Source organism: Sorangiineae bacterium MSr12523 (assembly GCA_037157775.1).
Classification (GTDB): domain Bacteria; phylum Myxococcota_A; class Polyangia; order Polyangiales; family Polyangiaceae; genus Pendulispora; species Pendulispora brunnea.
In genome coordinates this window covers 11,633,650-11,649,294 of the sequence record CP089982.1, presented here as the reverse complement: position 1 = coordinate 11,649,294, position 15,645 = coordinate 11,633,650, and the positions used below count along the sequence as shown (strand labels likewise).

Below are 15,645 nucleotides of genomic sequence, written 5' to 3'. Positions count from 1 at the left end.
ATCTGGGCTAGTATAAATTTCGTCAAAACGACGGCTCGTGGTCTCCCTCATGGAAGAAACCAGTCCCAGCTCCGACTTTTCCCCGACTTCGCAGACACCGCTTTCGGGGCCCGTGGCACCCATCCCTAGCAGCACCCACGGGCCGGCCTCGTCGGGAAACCTCAATGGTCCAACCTACAGCGCCCCCCACCTGCTCATCAGCGACGGGGTGCCGGATCTGCGGTCGCCCTACCTCTATTTGAACCGGGAGCTGTCGTGGCTCGAGTTCAACGCCCGCGTCCTGGCCGAGGGCGAGAACGAGGCGGTGCCGCTGCTCGAGCGGCTCAAATTCCACGCCATCTTCGCGTCCAACTTGGACGAGTTCTTCATGGTGCGCGTGGCCGGGTTGAAGCAGCAGATGACCGGCGAGGTCGGCGATTTGCCGCCCGACGGCATGACCCCGGCCGAGCAGCTCGCGGCCGTGTCGCTACGGGTGCATGCGATGGTCGCGCAGCAATCGGCGTCGCTCGAGACGCACCTTCTGCCGCGCCTGGCGGAGCAAGGCACGCTCATCGTGCGGCCCGAGCGGCTGTCGCAGGACCAGCTGGCGCAGCTCGACCAGATGTTCCACAACGAGATTTTCCCGATTCTGACCCCCATCGCGGTAGATCCGGGGCACCCGTTCCCGCACCTGCGCAACAAGAGCCTCAACATCGGCGTCATGTTCGCGCGCGAGGGCGAGGGGCACGAGTCGGGCTTCGGCGTGGTGCAGGTCCCCGTGATGCTGCCGCGCCTCATCGAGGTCTCCGGCGTGCGGCTGCCCGATGGAAGCCTGGCCAAGCACGCGTTCGTGCTGCTCGAGGCGCTCATCTCGCGGCACGTGGGCACCATCTTTCCCGGGGTGCGCGTCAAGGGCGTGTACTCCTTCCGCGTGACCCGCAACTTCGATCTCGAGCTCGACGAGGAAGAGGCCGAGGACCTGCTGCAGATGATCCAGCAGGAGCTGCGGCGGCGCGAGCGCGGCAACGCGGTGCGCCTCGAGGTGGCGGGCGAGCCCACGCCCGGTTCGCTGATGAAGCTGGTGAAGGCGTTGAAGCTCGATCCGGAGCGCGACGTGTACCGCACCAGCGGTATGCTCAACATGGCCGACTTGATGCGCATGGTTTCGCGCGACGAGCGGCGCGAGCTGCGCGACGAGCCCTTTGCTGGCTACGTGGCGCCGCCCCTGCGCGATGCGGAGGACCTTTTCGCCCTGGTGCGCGAGAACGACGTGGTGCTGCAGCACCCGTATGACTCGTACGACACCATCGTGGACTTCATCACGCGCGCGGCCGACGATCCCGACGTGCTCGCGATCAAGCAGACCTTGTACCGTGCGGGCGGCGACTCGCCGATCATCAAGGCGCTCACGCGCGCGGCCGAGGCGGGCAAGCAGGTGACGGCCATCGTCGAGCTCAAGGCGCGCTTCGACGAGGAGTCGAACATCCAGTGGGCGCGCACCTTGGAGCAAGCGGGCGTGAACGTCGTGTACGGCCTTTTGGGCCTGAAGACGCACGCGAAGTGCCTGCTCATCGTGCGGCGCGAAAAGGGCAAGTTGCGCCGCTACGTGCACCTCGCCACGGGCAACTACAACCCGACCACGGCGCGAATGTACACCGACGTGTCGCTGCTCACGTGCAAGCCGCAGATCGGCGAGGATGCATCCTCGTTGTTCAATTTGCTCACGGGCTACAGCGCGCCGCCGAAGTGGAACTCGCTCATCGTGGCGCCCCTCGGTCTGCACGAGGCGGTTCTCGGGCTCATTCAGCGCGAGACGGACCATGCGAAGGCGGGCCGGCCGGCGCGCATCATCGCCAAGATGAATGCGTTGGTGGACGAAGACGTCATCGAGGCGCTGTACCGCGCCTCGCAGGCCGGCGTGTCGATCACGCTTCTCGTGCGCGGCATCTGCTGCTTGCGCCCGGGGGTGGCCAAGGTGAGCGACACCATCGAGGTGCGCGCCATCGTCGACCGGTTCCTCGAGCACGGGCGCATCCTCTACTTTGCCAACGGCGGCAAAGAGGAGGTCTTCATCGCGAGCGCCGACTGGATGCCGCGCAACTTCCACCGCCGGGTGGAGGTGCTCATCCCCATCGAGGACCCGACATCGCGCACCCGCCTCATCGAGGTGCTGCACCTGCAGTGCGCCGACAACGTGAAGTCGTGGTTCTTGCGCTCCGACGGGAGCTACATGCGGGTCGCACCGCCCGCCCCCGGCCAGCCGGCGGTGCGGGCCCAGCAGCGGTTCATGGAGCTGGCCCGCGATCGCGTGAAAACCGCGGAAACGGCGGGCAGGCCGACCCGGTTCCATCTGCAGACGATGCCGGCACGACAACTTGACGCCCCCAGGGTGCGTCGACGTCGGGAAGCTCCGCCGGTAAAGAAGTAGCGCCCGGCTGACCGAAGGGAGGCCTCGCGCCGCCAAACGCGATATGCTCGAAGCGTCGTGATCTTCGGGATGACAAGGGGCGAGATTGCCCTGGTGCTCTTCATCTTTGCGCTGGTTTACGGTGCCGGTCTGCTGCCACGCCTCGTCCAGCTGTTGAGTGAGCGCGCCGACAAGCGGCTCGATCGAGAATCATGAGCCTGGGGAGCGTGCGGCCACAGGATGCGGACAAACCGAAGGTGAGCAAAGCCACCGTGTTCGTCAGCGATCCGTCGGTGGAGGCCGAGCGCATCTCGCAGGCCCTTCGCAACGACGGCTACGTGGTGGTCGACGTGCCGCTGGCCATGCTGGTCGCGCGGGTAGCCGTGCAGCGCCCGCGCGTGGTGCTCGTCGATGCGGACGCCGACGGGGCGCTCGAGACGGTGGCGCGCATGCGCGAGCTGCCCGACGGTGAGTCGATCGACGTGCTCTACATCGGGCGCGCGCCGCTGGACGTTGCGTACGATTCGCCGTCGCACGCGCAAAGCTTCGTGGCGCGGCCCGTGGATGTCCCGGCGCTGGTGAAAAAGGTGGAATCGCTGCATCAGCGGGCGCTGGAGATGTCCGCGGAGCTCAGTGCGCATGCGCCCTCGGGGCGGCACCAGGTCGCGCCGGCGGCGTCGGAGTTGTCCGCGGTGGCGGAGGTCTCTCCGGTGTCACGGGAGTCGCGCGACTTGCGCGACCTACGCGACTTGCGCGACCTGCGCGACAGCCCGCCGCCGTCGTCGAAGCGGAGCAGCCCTCCGCCGTCGAATCGGGGCAGCCTGGCGATGTTGCCGCCCCCGAGCATGCGGGCGGAGCGACCGAGTCAGCCTCCACCATCGATGGGCTCGCTATCGTCCCTCTCGTCGCTGTCCTCTTTGGCGTCGATGACATCGATGCCATCGAATGCGCCGCTCGGCGGATTGGCCGCGCGCAATGCGCAGTTGGCGCAGCGCCTGGCCAGCTTGCAAGGTCCGCTCAGCAACGAGCTCGCGCAGCTTTTGGCCGAGGCCGAAGAGCGGGTGGGGCAGGCGAACGCGCACGAGTCGAGCCCGCCCTCGCCCGACGAGGAAATCGAGGCCGTGCTGCCCGAGGAGATCCTCGCCGCACTGGACGAGCCGCTCGTCGACTCGGAGGGTGAGCGCGATCTCGGCGAGAGCAACGAAGGCCCGCCGGCGCGCGCCACGACCTCGGGGGGCGGTGCCAAGCAGACGACGGGTGCGGAGGGGCGCGATCGCACGTACCCGGCGGTGCCGCCGCCGGCTCCCTCGGTGCGGCCGGCCGAGCTTCCCACCCAGCCCGCGCCGCCGGAGGGACCATCGCGCACGCCGCCCATGTTCGGGCGCGCGCTTTCGAGCGATGCCATCGTCGATGCGCTCGCGTCGTCTCCGGCGCACCAGGCGCCCACCACGCCCCCCCCGCAAGACGCGCGCACGGCGCCGCCGCCCCCGCAGCCGACCACGGGCGCGCAAACGCTCGCACCTGCCGCGCCCCCGGCGATCCCGCCCGTGGCCATTCCGCCGCCGCCGCCCACGCCCATTCCGCGGCTGGTGAACGCGCCGCCGCCCCCGGTGCCGAGCGTGCTCGGTGAGAACGACGCCCCGTTGGTGCTCGCACGTGCGATTGCGTCGCGGGTAACGGGAACCCTTTGCTTCGAGTCGAAGGACGGCGTTCGGCGCGCGGTCCTTCGCGAGGGCGATCTCGTGACGTGCGCCTCGGGCGTCGACGACGAGAGCCTCATCGCGTACCTGGTCGCGCGCGGCGATCTTCCGCGCGAAAAGGTGAGCCAGCTCGCGGGCCGCTTCGCCACCTTCGGGCGGCACGCCGGCGCGGCGCTGGTGGCGCAGGGCTATTTGCGGCAGGACCAACTCTGGCCCGTGCTTCGCGGGCACGCCGAGTGGATCCTGGGGCGCGCCCTTCTGATCAAAGATGGCACCTCCCTCATCGAGCCCGAGCCCCCGGGCCGGCTGCGCGGCGAGCCCAGCGTATTTGGCGGCTCCACCGGCGCGGAGGTCTTCGTCGAGGTTCTGCGCCGCGTGGTCGCCCCCGAGGATGCGATCCTGCGCATGGGCGGCGTCCATTCGCGCATCGCCGAAGGGCCCAAGCCGCAGCTGCTCACCGAGTGCGCCCTCGGCCCCGCGGAGCTGGCCATTTTGGAGCAAGGCCGCGGCCACTCCATCGAGGCGGCGCTCGCGACGCACGCTGATACCGACATGGGCTCCGTGCTCTACGCCCTGTCGCTGCTCGGCGTGATCCAGGTGGCCCGAGCCCTCAAGGGCGTTCGCGCAGGGCTCGACGACGTCTCGCCCGCGGAAATCGATGCCCTCGACGTCGACGCCGTGCGCGCCCGCGTCCGCACGCGCATGCAACTGGTCGACGAGGGCGACTATTTCGCCATCCTCGGCGTGCCGCGCAACGCCACCGGCTACGAAGTCCGCCGCGCCTTCCTCGAGTTACGCCGCGCCTTCGAGCCCGCGCGCCTGCTCACCCCGCGTCTGCTCGACCTCGCTCCGGACGTGAGAAAGATCGTCGAAGTGCTCGAGGAGGCTTACGAAATCCTCCGCGACTCCGCCCGCCGCGAACGCTACCGCCGGGCCATCGACGGATTTCCTGATAATTAACGCGGTGTGATGCCCGCGCCTTCGTCTCGCTCCACCGTGAATGCCCATGCGCTGACACGTGTCGGCAGCACCGTCGGGAAATACCGCATCGCGCGCCTTCTCGGCATTGGAGGCATGGCCGCGGTGTACGCGGCGACGCATCGGAATGGGAACCGCGTGGCCTTGAAGTTCCTGCTCGAGGGCCTCGCGGAAGATTCCACCGTGTTGAAGCTGTTTGCGCGCGAGGCGTACCTGGCCAATCGCATCGACCACCCCGGCGCCGTTCCCGTTCTCGATGACGATGTGGACGAGCGCGGGTGCCCTTTCTTGGTCATGCCGCTGCTCGAGGGCGAGACCTTGCGCGCACGATGGGAGCGCGCCGGAAAGCGTCTTCCCGTGGCCGAGGTCGCGCTGCTCATGTCCGAGGTGCTCGACGTGCTTGCCAGCGCCCATGCGCAAGGTGTCGTGCACCGCGACATCAAGCCCGACAACATTTTCGTCACGGCCGATGGCCATGCGCGCGTTCTCGACTTCGGAATCGCCCGGCGGGTCGACCCCGACGGCTTTGTGACGTTGACGGGGCCTCTTTTGGGAACCCCCGCGTTCATGGCCCCGGAGCAGGCCCTCGGCGATCGCGAGGCCGTCGGTCCGTGCACCGACATTTGGGCCGTAGGGGCCACCATGTTCGCGCTGCTCTCGGGAGAGCTGGTGCACGCGGCCGACAACCTGGGGGCGCAGCTCGTCGCCATCGCCACGCGACCTGCCCGATCGCTGGCCGAGGTTGCGCCGGCCGTGCCTGAGGTCATCGTGCGATGCATCGACAAGGCGCTCTCGCTCGATCGCGCCGAGCGATGGCCTTCCGCCGAGGCGATGCGCGATGCGCTGATGGCGGCGCTCGAGCAGGCCGCAGGAGAGCCTGTCCCGAGCCTGGCGGCGTCCGTCCGAGCCAAACTCGTCGCCGAGCTGGCGACGGATCTCGGCGAGACCCGCGTGACCAAGCAGGCGGCGATTCGGCGACTCGCGCCGAAGGTCGATTCGGGCATCGAAATTCGCGCGACGCCGCTCTTCCGTGCCTTCCGGCTCGTCCCGGCGATCGCGCACCGCATCTTGGCCAAGCACGGTCTCGGCCGGTTTTCCCAGATGGGGCGCTTCATTCCAGACGCCCGCGCCTGGTGGCCCCGCGAAGCATTCGTCGCGGCGCTGCGCGAGATCGGCGAGGCCGTGGGGCCAGCGAAAATGGTGGAAATCGGTCAGCTCAAGGCGAAGCTTCACTGCGCTCCGCCGCGGCTCGCGGCCGACGGTTCCGCGCCTGCCTTTCCTCTCGACATCCGGTCGGCGTTGAAAATGGTCGACGTGGCCTACCATCTCGACATTCGCGTGCACGGCAAACTGGCGTTCGACGTCGCCACGGGCCAAATGCTCGAGGGTGTAGGCAATCTTCGATACGGAGGTGAGATCGCTCCGAACTGCATCGCCATCGAATGCAGCACCCCGTACCCCTGCGAGATCGACCTCGGTGTCGGCATGGCGATGTGCCGCCGTTTCGAGCCGTTGGCCATTGTCGAGCACGCCCCCGGCGGCTGCCGCAAGGACGGCGCCGAGCAATGCGTCTACCATGTAACGTGGTGAGTTCATGTCCATCTCGCGCACCTCGCTGAATCAGCGCGCGCTCGCGCGAGTGGGTACGGTGGTCGGCAAGTACCGCATCGTGCGGTTGATCGGCACGGGCGGCATGGCGGCGGTCTACGCGGCCACACATCGCAACGGGCACCGCGTGGCGCTCAAGTTCTTGCTCGAGCGCCACGCGGACGACGAAGACATGGCGCATCTGTTCCAGCGCGAAGCGTACGTGGCCAACCGCGTGGACCATCCCGGCGCCGTCCCGGTGCTCGACGACGATAGGGACGAAAACGGGTGCGCGTTTCTGGTCATGCCGCTGCTCGAGGGCGAAACGTTGCGCGCCCGCTGGGAGCGCGCGGGCAAGCGGCTTCCGGTCGACGAGGCGTGCTTGTTCGCCTCCGACGTACTCGACGTGCTGGAGCGCGCCCACGCGAATGGCATCGTGCATCGCGACATCAAGCCGGACAATTTGTTCCTCACCTCGCAAGGGCACGTCCACGTGCTCGACTTCGGAATCGCGCGTTACGTGGACGGCGGCCCCGCAGGTAGCCTGACCAGCCGCCTGATTGGAACGCCGGCCTTCATGCCTCCCGAGCAGGCCATGGGCCAACGCGATGCCATCGGGCCGCATAGCGACATTTGGGCCGTGGGGGCGACCCTCTTCACATGGCTTTCGAGCGAGTGCGTGCACGAGGCGGAAAACGCCAATGCGCAGCTCGTTCTGGCGGCGACGCGCCATGCTCGGTCGCTCGCCGAGCTCGTGCCGGACCTATCGCCCTCGATCGCGCACGTCGTGGACAAGGCCCTGGCCTTCGCGCCCGCCGATCGATGGCCATCGGCCGCTGCGATGCGGGAAGCGCTCGGCGCGGCCTTTCAGGGCGAGCTGGAATCCACGGCATCACGGATTCGCGGCCGCGTGTGCGTGGAGTTGTCGCCGGTGATCGAAGAGACCGCGGTCGCCGAAACGCGAACCCGTGAACGCGGCGCGGGCATCGAACTTCGCGCGGCGCAGTGGAATTTCCTGAGCACCTTCCGGTCGCCGCAGATCGGGCAGCGCCTTTTGGCCAAGCACGGCTTTGGCTATTTCACCGCGGACGGGCGCTTCATTCGGGACGTGCGCACGTGGGTTCCCCAGGAGGCGTGGGTCGCGGTTCTTCGCGAGGTGAACGAGCTGGTGGGCCCGGCAAAGATGATGGAATTCGGGAAAAAGGTTCCCCAGAACAACGTGATTCCGCCGACCGTCACGAACATTCACGCTTTGTTCGACGAGGTGGACGCCATGTACCATCGCGTTCACCGTTCGAACGGGCAGAGCATGTGCGATCCCGTGACCGGCGAGTTGCTCGACGGCGTCGGTCACTTTCGCCGCATCGACGATGGTTCGGTGAAAAACCGAATCGGCATCGAATGCAGCGGTCCGTATCCATGCGACATGGAGAAGGGCATCATCCTCGGATTCGCGCGAACCTTCGAGCGTTTGGCCATCGTCGAGCACGCGCCCGGCAGCTGCCGCAAGGACGGCGCCGAGCGCTGCGTCTACCATGTGACGTGGTAGCGGTTGGCGTCAGGAGGGCGTGACCGCGTCCACGATGATGGCGCCGTCTTCGACGTCGACGGTGGCGATGTCGCCGCGGCGGACTTCTTGGCGGAGGAGCATCTCGGCGATGGGGGCTTCGACCAAGCGTGCGATGGTGCGGCGCATGGGGCGGGCGCCCATTTCGGGATCGAAGCCGCCCGCATCGAGCAGGGCGGCGATGGCGTCTTCGCTTGCGTCGAGGCGGATGCCGCGCGTGCGCTCCAGTTCTGCGCCGAGGGCGGCGAGCATGCGGCGTGCGACCTCGGCGACGTCGGTGCGGGTGAGGGGCGCGAAGGCCATCACCTCGTCGAGTCGGTTGTAGAGCTCCGGCGGGAGCGCGGAGCGTGCGGCGGCCACGATGGCGTCGGAATACGCCGTGGCCTCGCGGCGGTCGGCGTCGTCACGGGCGGCGGCATCGGCAGGCGAAAAGCCGATGCGGCGGGTCGAGGGGCGCGGGCGTGCGACGTCGGCGCCGATGTTCGACGTCAGCAGGATGACCGTGTTGGTGAAGTCCACCGTGCGCCCGCGGCCATCGGTGAGGCGCCCATCGTCGAAGACTTGGAGGAACGCTTCCAACACGTCACGGTGCGCCTTCTCGATTTCGTCGAGGAGCACCACTTGGTACGGCCGGCGGCGCACGGCCTCGGTGAGGAAGCCGCCCGCCTCGTGCCCGACGTAGCCTGGCGGGGCACCGACCAAGCGCGAGACGGCGTGGGGTTCGGCGTACTCCGAAAGATCGAGCCGCGTCATGGCATTTTCGGAGTGGAAGAGCAGCTCGGCGATGGCCTTCGCCGTCTCGGTTTTGCCTACGCCGGTGGGGCCGAGCAGCAGAAACGACCCGATGGGCCGCCGCGTGCGAAAGCCGGAAGCATTGCGGCGCAACACGGCCGCGATGCGCGCGAGCGCGTCGGTGTGGCCGACGATGCGCTGGGCGAGCAGGGCCTCGAAGCGCAGCATGCGCTCGGAATCGGTTTCCAGCAGCCGCTCCACGGGAACGCCGGCCAACTCCGCCACGACTTCCGCGACCTGCTCCGGGCCCACCTCGGCGAGCTTGCGCCGGCGGCTTCGCGCGCCCGCGAGATCGAGCACGCTGATCGACTTGTCCGGCAGGGCGCGTCCGGGCAGGTAGCGCACGCTCCAGCGGAGCGACGCCGCAAGCGCCTCCTTGGCGTAGCGCGCGTGGTGGTGCCCCTCGAACAACGGGATTACGTTCTCCATGATGGCGAGCGCCTCGTCGTCGCCGGGCTCCTCGACCTCGACGACGCTGAAGCGGCGGGCCAAGGCGCCGTCGGACTCGATGACCCTGCGGTATTCCTTCGGCGAGCTGGTGCCGATGCAGCGCACCTGGCCCGAGGCCAGGGCGGCCTTCAGCTCGGAGATCCCTTCGTCGCCGCCGTCGGCGCCGAAGAGCGCGTGGATCTCCTCGAAGACGAGCACGATGCGGCCTTCACTCTTCTTCACCTCGGCGAGCAGCTGCTGCATGCGCTCGGCGAGCTGGCCGCGCATGCCGGTGCCCGCGAGGAGGACCGGCGGATCGATGGCCACGAGGATGCGGTCGTCGAGGGAGGTGACGTGCTCGCCGGCGGCGATGCGGCGGGCCATGCCGCGCACGATGCTGGTCTTGCCCACGCCGGGTTCGCCCACCAGGCACGCGCTGTTCGCATGGCGCTTGGCCAGCACGTCGAGGGTGCGCTCGATCTCCGCCTCGCGGCCGATGGCCGGATCGAGCTGCCCTTGGGCGGCGGCGAGCGTGAGGTTCGTGCCCATCTGCGTGAGCAGGGGAAATGCCTTGGGATCGAGCGCGAAGCTTTGCGCATTCGCCGTCGCCACCGGAGTTACCGGAGCTGCCGGAGCCGCGTGCGGACGCGGGTGGTGGTGGCGCTTGCGCGGGGTTGGGGCCGCCGGGCGTGGCGCCGGGTTGAGCACGGGTGCGGGCGCTTTGGCCTGCACCGGTTTCGCGGGCGGAGCCGATGGCGTTGCCGGAGGAGGAATCGACGGCGGACGCGCGGGCGCGAGCAAAGGCCGCGCGGAGATCGGGATCGACGAGCGCATCGTACGTCGGGGCATGGCGATGCCCGTGGCCAGTTGCAGCGCGGAGGTTCGCACCTTGGCCACATCGGTTCCGCACTGGGCGATGGCGCGGTGCGCGGCGCAGGTGCGGTCCTGGCACAAGGCGTAGAGCAAGTGGATGCCGCTCGGCTCGGGCGACGTGGAGCGGGCGGCGAACTCGCGGGCGCGCTGCACGGCGCGGCCGATGGCGTCGGGCGCATCGTCGGTCACCACGCGCGCGGCCTTCAAGAGCACATCGACGTCGAGCAGCCGCTCCTGGAGAAGATCCGCGGCCACGCTGCGTCGATCGGCGATGGCGGCCAGCAAATGGCCGGTCGTCACGCGCTCTTTCCGTTTGCGCGCTAGCTCCTCGGCCAGCTTGCGAAGTGCCACGAGCTCGCCCTCACGAGGCGCCCCCTTCACGCTGCGTTCGCGGGTCGTCGTCATGGAATCGAACGAGCGTTCGCACACGGAAGGGCTATGGGGCAAAAAAATGGCGAGCTAGCCCGCGACGTACCGCACGGCGCGCCGCGCGCGCTGCTGGTTCGGCCACTCGTACGCGAAGTCCTCCGCGACGCTCATGCCCTCGAGCGCGGGCGCCTCCTCGCGCGCGAGCAGCACCCACACCGAGCCGCCTGGCTCGACCAAGGTTCGCCCAACCGCGAGCCATTCCGGCGGTGCGAACGTCGCCCGCGATAGCGCAATATCCCAGGTCGCGCCGCCGAGCGCCGCCGCCTTTCCGTGATGAACCTTCACATCGAGGCGGCCGATCGCGCCAATCACCGTCCGCAGGAAACTGACGCGCTTCGCCAGGGGTTCCACCAACGTGACCTCGAGATCCGGCCGAATCAGCGCCAGCGCCAACCCCGGGGCCCCGGCACCCGAGCCGATATCGACCAGCCGGGCCCGCTCCGGAAGACGTTTCGACAACGCGAAAGCATCGGCCAGCATCAAATCGAGCAGCTCACCCTCCGAGCGCGCCGCTGTCAGATCGTGTTTCGCGTTCCAGGTGACGAGAAGGTCGAGCCACGTGCGAAGCCCCTTGTCGACGCTAGATCCCTTGCCTGTGTCCGCCGTCGTGGCGGATGTGACGGAAAGCCCGAAATGGGAGGCCATGCTGGCGAGATCCCAGCCTTCTCCCCTCGTGCGGAGGCCGCTTCCGGAGCGCGATTCGCCCATGCGTGCCGGCTGTGATAGCACGCGGCGTAGGATGCTTGCGCCCGACCCTACGGCCATGGCCGCTCTCGACGCACTCCTGGGCCGCCTCGGCCTCGTGAAGATCGGCGTCCAGCCCATGGCGGCAGGTGCCTCGACCCGCCAGTACGTTCGCGTCCAGCTCGCTGGGGGCCGCTCGGCCGTCGGCATGTTTTTCCCTCAAGGCATCCAGACCGACGAGATCCAGCAGCCGCTGAACCCGCGCCGCTGGCCCTTTCTCGAGGTGGGCGACCTGCTTCGCGACCACGGGGTGCGCGTGCCCGAGGTGCTCGGCGATGCCACCGACGACGGGTGGCTCCTGCTCGAGGACCTGGGCGACGACACGTTGGCCAACTACCTGCTGCGCCACCCCGAGAAGAAAGATGCACTGTACACGAAAGCCGTCCGCGATCTGGCGGCGGCGCAGGAGCGTCTCGCCGACGCACCCGCGGGCTCCATCGTGGCGTCGCGCGCCTTCGACGAAGCCCTGATCCGCGGAGAGCTCGAACATTTTCGCGAGTGGGGCCTCGAGGCACGCGGCTACCATCTGGGTCGCGCCGACCGCGAAGCCTTCGAAGGCATTTCCGAGCGGTTCGCGCGCCGCATTGCCGGCTATCCGCGCGGCTTCACCCACCGCGATTACCAGTCGCGCAACTTGATGGTGCGCGCCCCGGACACCGGCGCGAACGGAGCGGGCACACCGGATCTCGTGTGGATCGATTTCCAGGACGCCCTACGCGGCCCCCGCGTCTACGACTTGGTGACCCTTCTCAACGACAGCTACCAGGATTTCGACCGCGCCTTCATCGAGGCGCGCCTGGACGAATATGCCCAAGCCTGTCGCCTCTCCACCGAGGAGCGCTCCGAGCTCGACGTGCAATTCGATCGCGTCACCGTCTTACGCAAATTGAAGAATGCGGGACGATTCGTGTTCATCGATCACGTCAACGACAACCCCACGTTCTTGAAGTTTCTCCCGTCGACGTTCGCCCGCATCCGGGCTTCACTTGCCCGCCTTGCCCCACACGACGAGGACATGCGCACCCTCGAAGACATCCTCGAACGTGTGATGAAGCCCTAGGTATCTGCCACCAAACATGACAAGCTGCCGACTGATGCGCCCGACCTCTCGCGGGAGGCTATCGGGCGGGTAGCTTATCGGAGGTGGAAATGGCGACGAGTACGCCGGAAGCCGAAAATCCGAAATGTACCGTAGGGACTTTGCGGTTCGAGTGGGACCAAGAGCGCGGCCTCTTCCTATGTGAGGGCATTCCCTGCGTGGCCATGTGGGTGGAGACCACCATGGCCAGCTTCATGGCGGGCATTCACAAGATGGTGGGCACCGAGCGCTTTCAACTCGCGCTCTACGGCGCCGGCGAGGAAGTCGTCGAGAACGAGTGGAACCTCTTCTTCAAGACGGCGCCGAGCTTCGAAGAGGGCATGCGCCGCATCGGTGCGGGCGCCAACGTCGTGGGCCTCGGCCACTGGGAGCTCACGTTTCTCGATCGCGAAAAGAAGGAAGCGCGCTTCCGCGTGCGCAACAGTTGGGAGGCGCTCTACCAGCGCGCGCTGGGCGTCTGCTGGGGAACCAGCTCGCTCGCGGGGCGTTTCGCCGGCTTTGCGAGCATCCTTTTCGGCACCAACTGTTGGGCGGAGCAGACGCAGTTTCTCGCCAAGGGCGACGAGGCGGACGAGTTCGTGGTGCGCCCATCCACGCGCACCATCGCGGGGCAGCTCGATCAGCTCATCTCTTCGGACAAGGCCACGCGCGCCGACCTCGATGCCGCCCTCGAGCGGCTGAAACAAGAGGTGCACGAGCGCACGCAGGCCGAGGAGCGCCTCAAACAAGAGATCCACGATCGCATCCAGGCCGAGCAGATGCTGCTCGACAAACTGGAGATCATCCGCCGGCAGGAAGACTCCATCCGCGCGATGTCCACGCCCATCCTGCAGCTGTGGGAGGGCATTTTGGCCTTGCCGGTCATCGGTTTGGTGGACAGCCGGCGGGCGAATCAAATGCTGGAAAGCCTGCTCGAGGCCATCGTGCGGACGCAGGCGCGGTTCACCATTTTGGATCTGACGGGCGTCGACGAGATGGATACGGCGGCCGCGGATCACTTGCTCAAGGTCGTGCGGGCGGCGGCGCTGCTCGGTACGCGGTGTGTCGTCTCGGGCATTTCGCCGCACATGGCGCAGACCATCGTGGGGCTGGAGCTCGATTTGGCGGAGCTCACCTCGTTCAGCACGCTGGAAGCGGCGCTTCGCTATGCCTTGCGCACCGAAGAGCGGAAGGGCAGGCCAGGCGTAGTATAGAAGCCGGGCCATGCCCATTCTTTCGGCCCGTGGACTCCACAAAGCCTACGGCGCGCGCCCGCTCCTCACGGACGCGACCTTCACGCTAAAACGAGGTGAAAAGGCAGCTTTGCTCGGTCCGAACGGCACCGGGAAGTCGACCTTGCTGCGCGTGCTCGCGGGGCTCGAGCCCGAGGATTCAGGCACCGTCGACCGCCGGCGCGAGGCGTCCATGCTGTACCTGCCGCAGGAGCCGGTGCTCGATGGCGAGCGCAACGCGCGGGAAATCGTGGCGGAGAAGCTCGGGCAGTGGAGCGGCGAGCACGAGGTGGACGAGTTTCTCGACCGCCTCGGGGTGCGCGATCGCGATCGGCCCGTGGCCACGTTGAGCGGTGGCGAGAAGCGCCGGGTGGCGCTGGCGCGTCTTTTCGTGGCGCGGCCCGATCTGGCGCTGCTCGACGAGCCGACGAACCATCTCGATGCGGAGACCATCGCGTGGCTCGAAGGGTACCTGCGCGACTCGTTTCCCGGCGCGGTGCTCATGGTGACGCACGATCGTTACGTGCTCGATGCCGTGGCGACACGCATCTTCGAGCTCGATGCGGGGCGGCTCACCGAGTACACGAAGCGCGACGATCACCTGGGCGCGTACGCGGATTTTCTGGAGCAACGCGCGGAGCGTGATGCGCAGGAGGAGCGCATCGAGCGAAACCGGCAGAACCTGCTGCGCCGCGAGATCGAGTGGCTGCGGCGCGGGCCGAAGGCGCGCAGCACGAAGCAAAAGGCGCGCATCGATCGGGCGAACGCGAAGATCGCCGAGCCCGGGCTCGTGCAGCGCGCAAAAGTGGATCTCGTGGGCCTCGAAGAGGGGGCGGCGCAGTTGGGCGGGACGATCCTGGACTTGGATCGCGTGACGGTGGAAGTGGCCGGCCGCACCCTGGTGCGCGATCTGACCTTGAACGTGGTGCGCGGTGAGCGCATCGGCGTGGTGGGACCGAACGGCGCGGGCAAAACGAGTTTGCTTCGTGTGGTGCAAGGCGAGCTCGAGCCGGTGCACGGTACGGTGAAGCGTGGGACGCAGACGCGGATCGCGCTGTTCGATCAGGCGCGCGCCATGTTGCACGACGATTGGAGCGTGCTGGACAACGTCGCCGAACGCGAGGGTGCGGAGCGTACGGGTGCAGGCACGGTGACCATCGGCGAGCGCACCATGGATATGCGCACGTACCTGGAGCTTTTCATGTTCGATGGGCATGCGTCGCGCCGGAAGGTGTCGGCGCTGTCGGGCGGCGAGCGCGCGCGGGTGGCCTTGGCCCTGTCGCTCAAGTCCGGCGCGAATGTGTTGCTCTTGGACGAGCCGACCAATGACTTGGACATCGTCACGTTGTCCGCGGTCGAGGAGTTGCTCGAGTCGTGGCCGGGGTGCGCGATCGTGGTGTCGCACGATCGGTGGTTCTTGGATCGCGTGGCGACGTCCATCCTCGCCTTCGAAGGTGACGGCAAGGTGACGTTGTACGGCGGCAACTGGTCGGCCTACCGCGAGCGGATTGCGGCGATTCGGGCGGAAGAAAAAGAGAAGGCGAGCCCGCGCCCCGGTACGAACACAAGCGCGGGCACGGGCACGGGCACGGGGGCGGGCACGGGCACGGGGGCGAAAAAGCTCACCTATGCCGAACGGCTCGAGCTGGAGAAAATCATGGACGTCATCATGGAAGCCGAAGAAAGGGCCTCCGCGCTCGAGGCAAAGCTCGCGGACGGTTCGCTTTGGGGCAAAGCTCCGGACGAGGCGCGCGAGACGCAAGCCCAGCTCGATGCCGCGCGGGCCGATGTGGAACGGCTCACCGCGCGCTGGGAGGACCTGGAAAGCCGCAGGCCCGCCTGAAAGTGTG

The 15,645-nt window shown here is 67.9% G+C and carries 9 protein-coding genes; 7 read left to right on the top strand and 2 right to left on the bottom strand.

Annotated elements, in window-relative coordinates:
* The first annotated feature begins 112 nt into the window (after positions 1–112).
* From ppk1 to LZC95_46110, 4 genes are all read left to right on the top strand, one after another.
* Positions 113–2,407 carry a polyphosphate kinase 1 gene (ppk1, locus tag LZC95_46125; GenBank protein ID WXA93820.1) on the top strand — a complete coding sequence of 765 codons (2,295 nt, stop codon included), beginning with the start codon at positions 113–115 and terminating at the stop codon, positions 2,405–2,407.
* 191 nt (positions 2,408–2,598) lie between these two features.
* Positions 2,599–5,046 (top strand): J domain-containing protein, encoded by a 2,448-nt coding sequence (locus tag LZC95_46120; GenBank protein WXA93819.1) that lies wholly within the window; start codon positions 2,599–2,601, stop codon positions 5,044–5,046.
* Between the two features lie 9 nt (positions 5,047–5,055).
* The gene (locus LZC95_46115; GenBank protein WXA93818.1) at positions 5,056–6,654 is read left to right on the top strand and encodes a serine/threonine protein kinase; all 1,599 of its coding nucleotides are present in this window, start codon (positions 5,056–5,058) and stop codon (positions 6,652–6,654) included.
* 4 nt (positions 6,655–6,658) lie between these two features.
* Complete coding sequence (locus LZC95_46110) at positions 6,659–8,200, top strand: protein kinase (GenBank protein WXA93817.1); 1,542 nt, start codon at positions 6,659–6,661, stop codon at positions 8,198–8,200.
* Between the two features lie 9 nt (positions 8,201–8,209).
* Here LZC95_46110 and LZC95_46105 read toward each other — a convergent pair whose 3' ends face one another.
* Positions 8,210–9,823 (bottom strand): ATP-dependent Clp protease ATP-binding subunit, encoded by a 1,614-nt coding sequence (locus tag LZC95_46105; protein ID WXB00276.1) that lies wholly within the window; start codon positions 9,821–9,823, stop codon positions 8,210–8,212.
* Between the two features lie 948 nt (positions 9,824–10,771).
* Positions 10,772–11,386, bottom strand: a complete 615-nt coding sequence (locus LZC95_46100) for a class I SAM-dependent methyltransferase (protein WXA93816.1) — start codon at positions 11,384–11,386, stop codon at positions 10,772–10,774.
* 118 nt (positions 11,387–11,504) lie between these two features.
* Here LZC95_46100 and LZC95_46095 point away from each other — a divergent pair, with 118 nt between their 5' ends.
* The 3 genes from LZC95_46095 to LZC95_46085 all read left to right on the top strand — a co-directional run bounded on the left by LZC95_46095 (position 11,505) and on the right by LZC95_46085 (position 15,638).
* Positions 11,505–12,545 carry a phosphotransferase gene (locus tag LZC95_46095; GenBank protein ID WXA93815.1) on the top strand — a complete coding sequence of 347 codons (1,041 nt, stop codon included), beginning with the start codon at positions 11,505–11,507 and terminating at the stop codon, positions 12,543–12,545.
* 89 nt (positions 12,546–12,634) lie between these two features.
* The gene (locus tag LZC95_46090) at positions 12,635–13,777 is read left to right on the top strand and encodes an STAS domain-containing protein (protein ID WXA93814.1); all 1,143 of its coding nucleotides are present in this window, start codon (positions 12,635–12,637) and stop codon (positions 13,775–13,777) included.
* A gap of 10 nt (positions 13,778–13,787) precedes the next feature.
* Positions 13,788–15,638, top strand: coding sequence for an ABC-F family ATP-binding cassette domain-containing protein (locus LZC95_46085; protein WXA93813.1), 1,851 nt, complete (start codon positions 13,788–13,790; stop codon positions 15,636–15,638).
* The last annotated feature ends 7 nt before the right edge of the window (positions 15,639–15,645 follow it).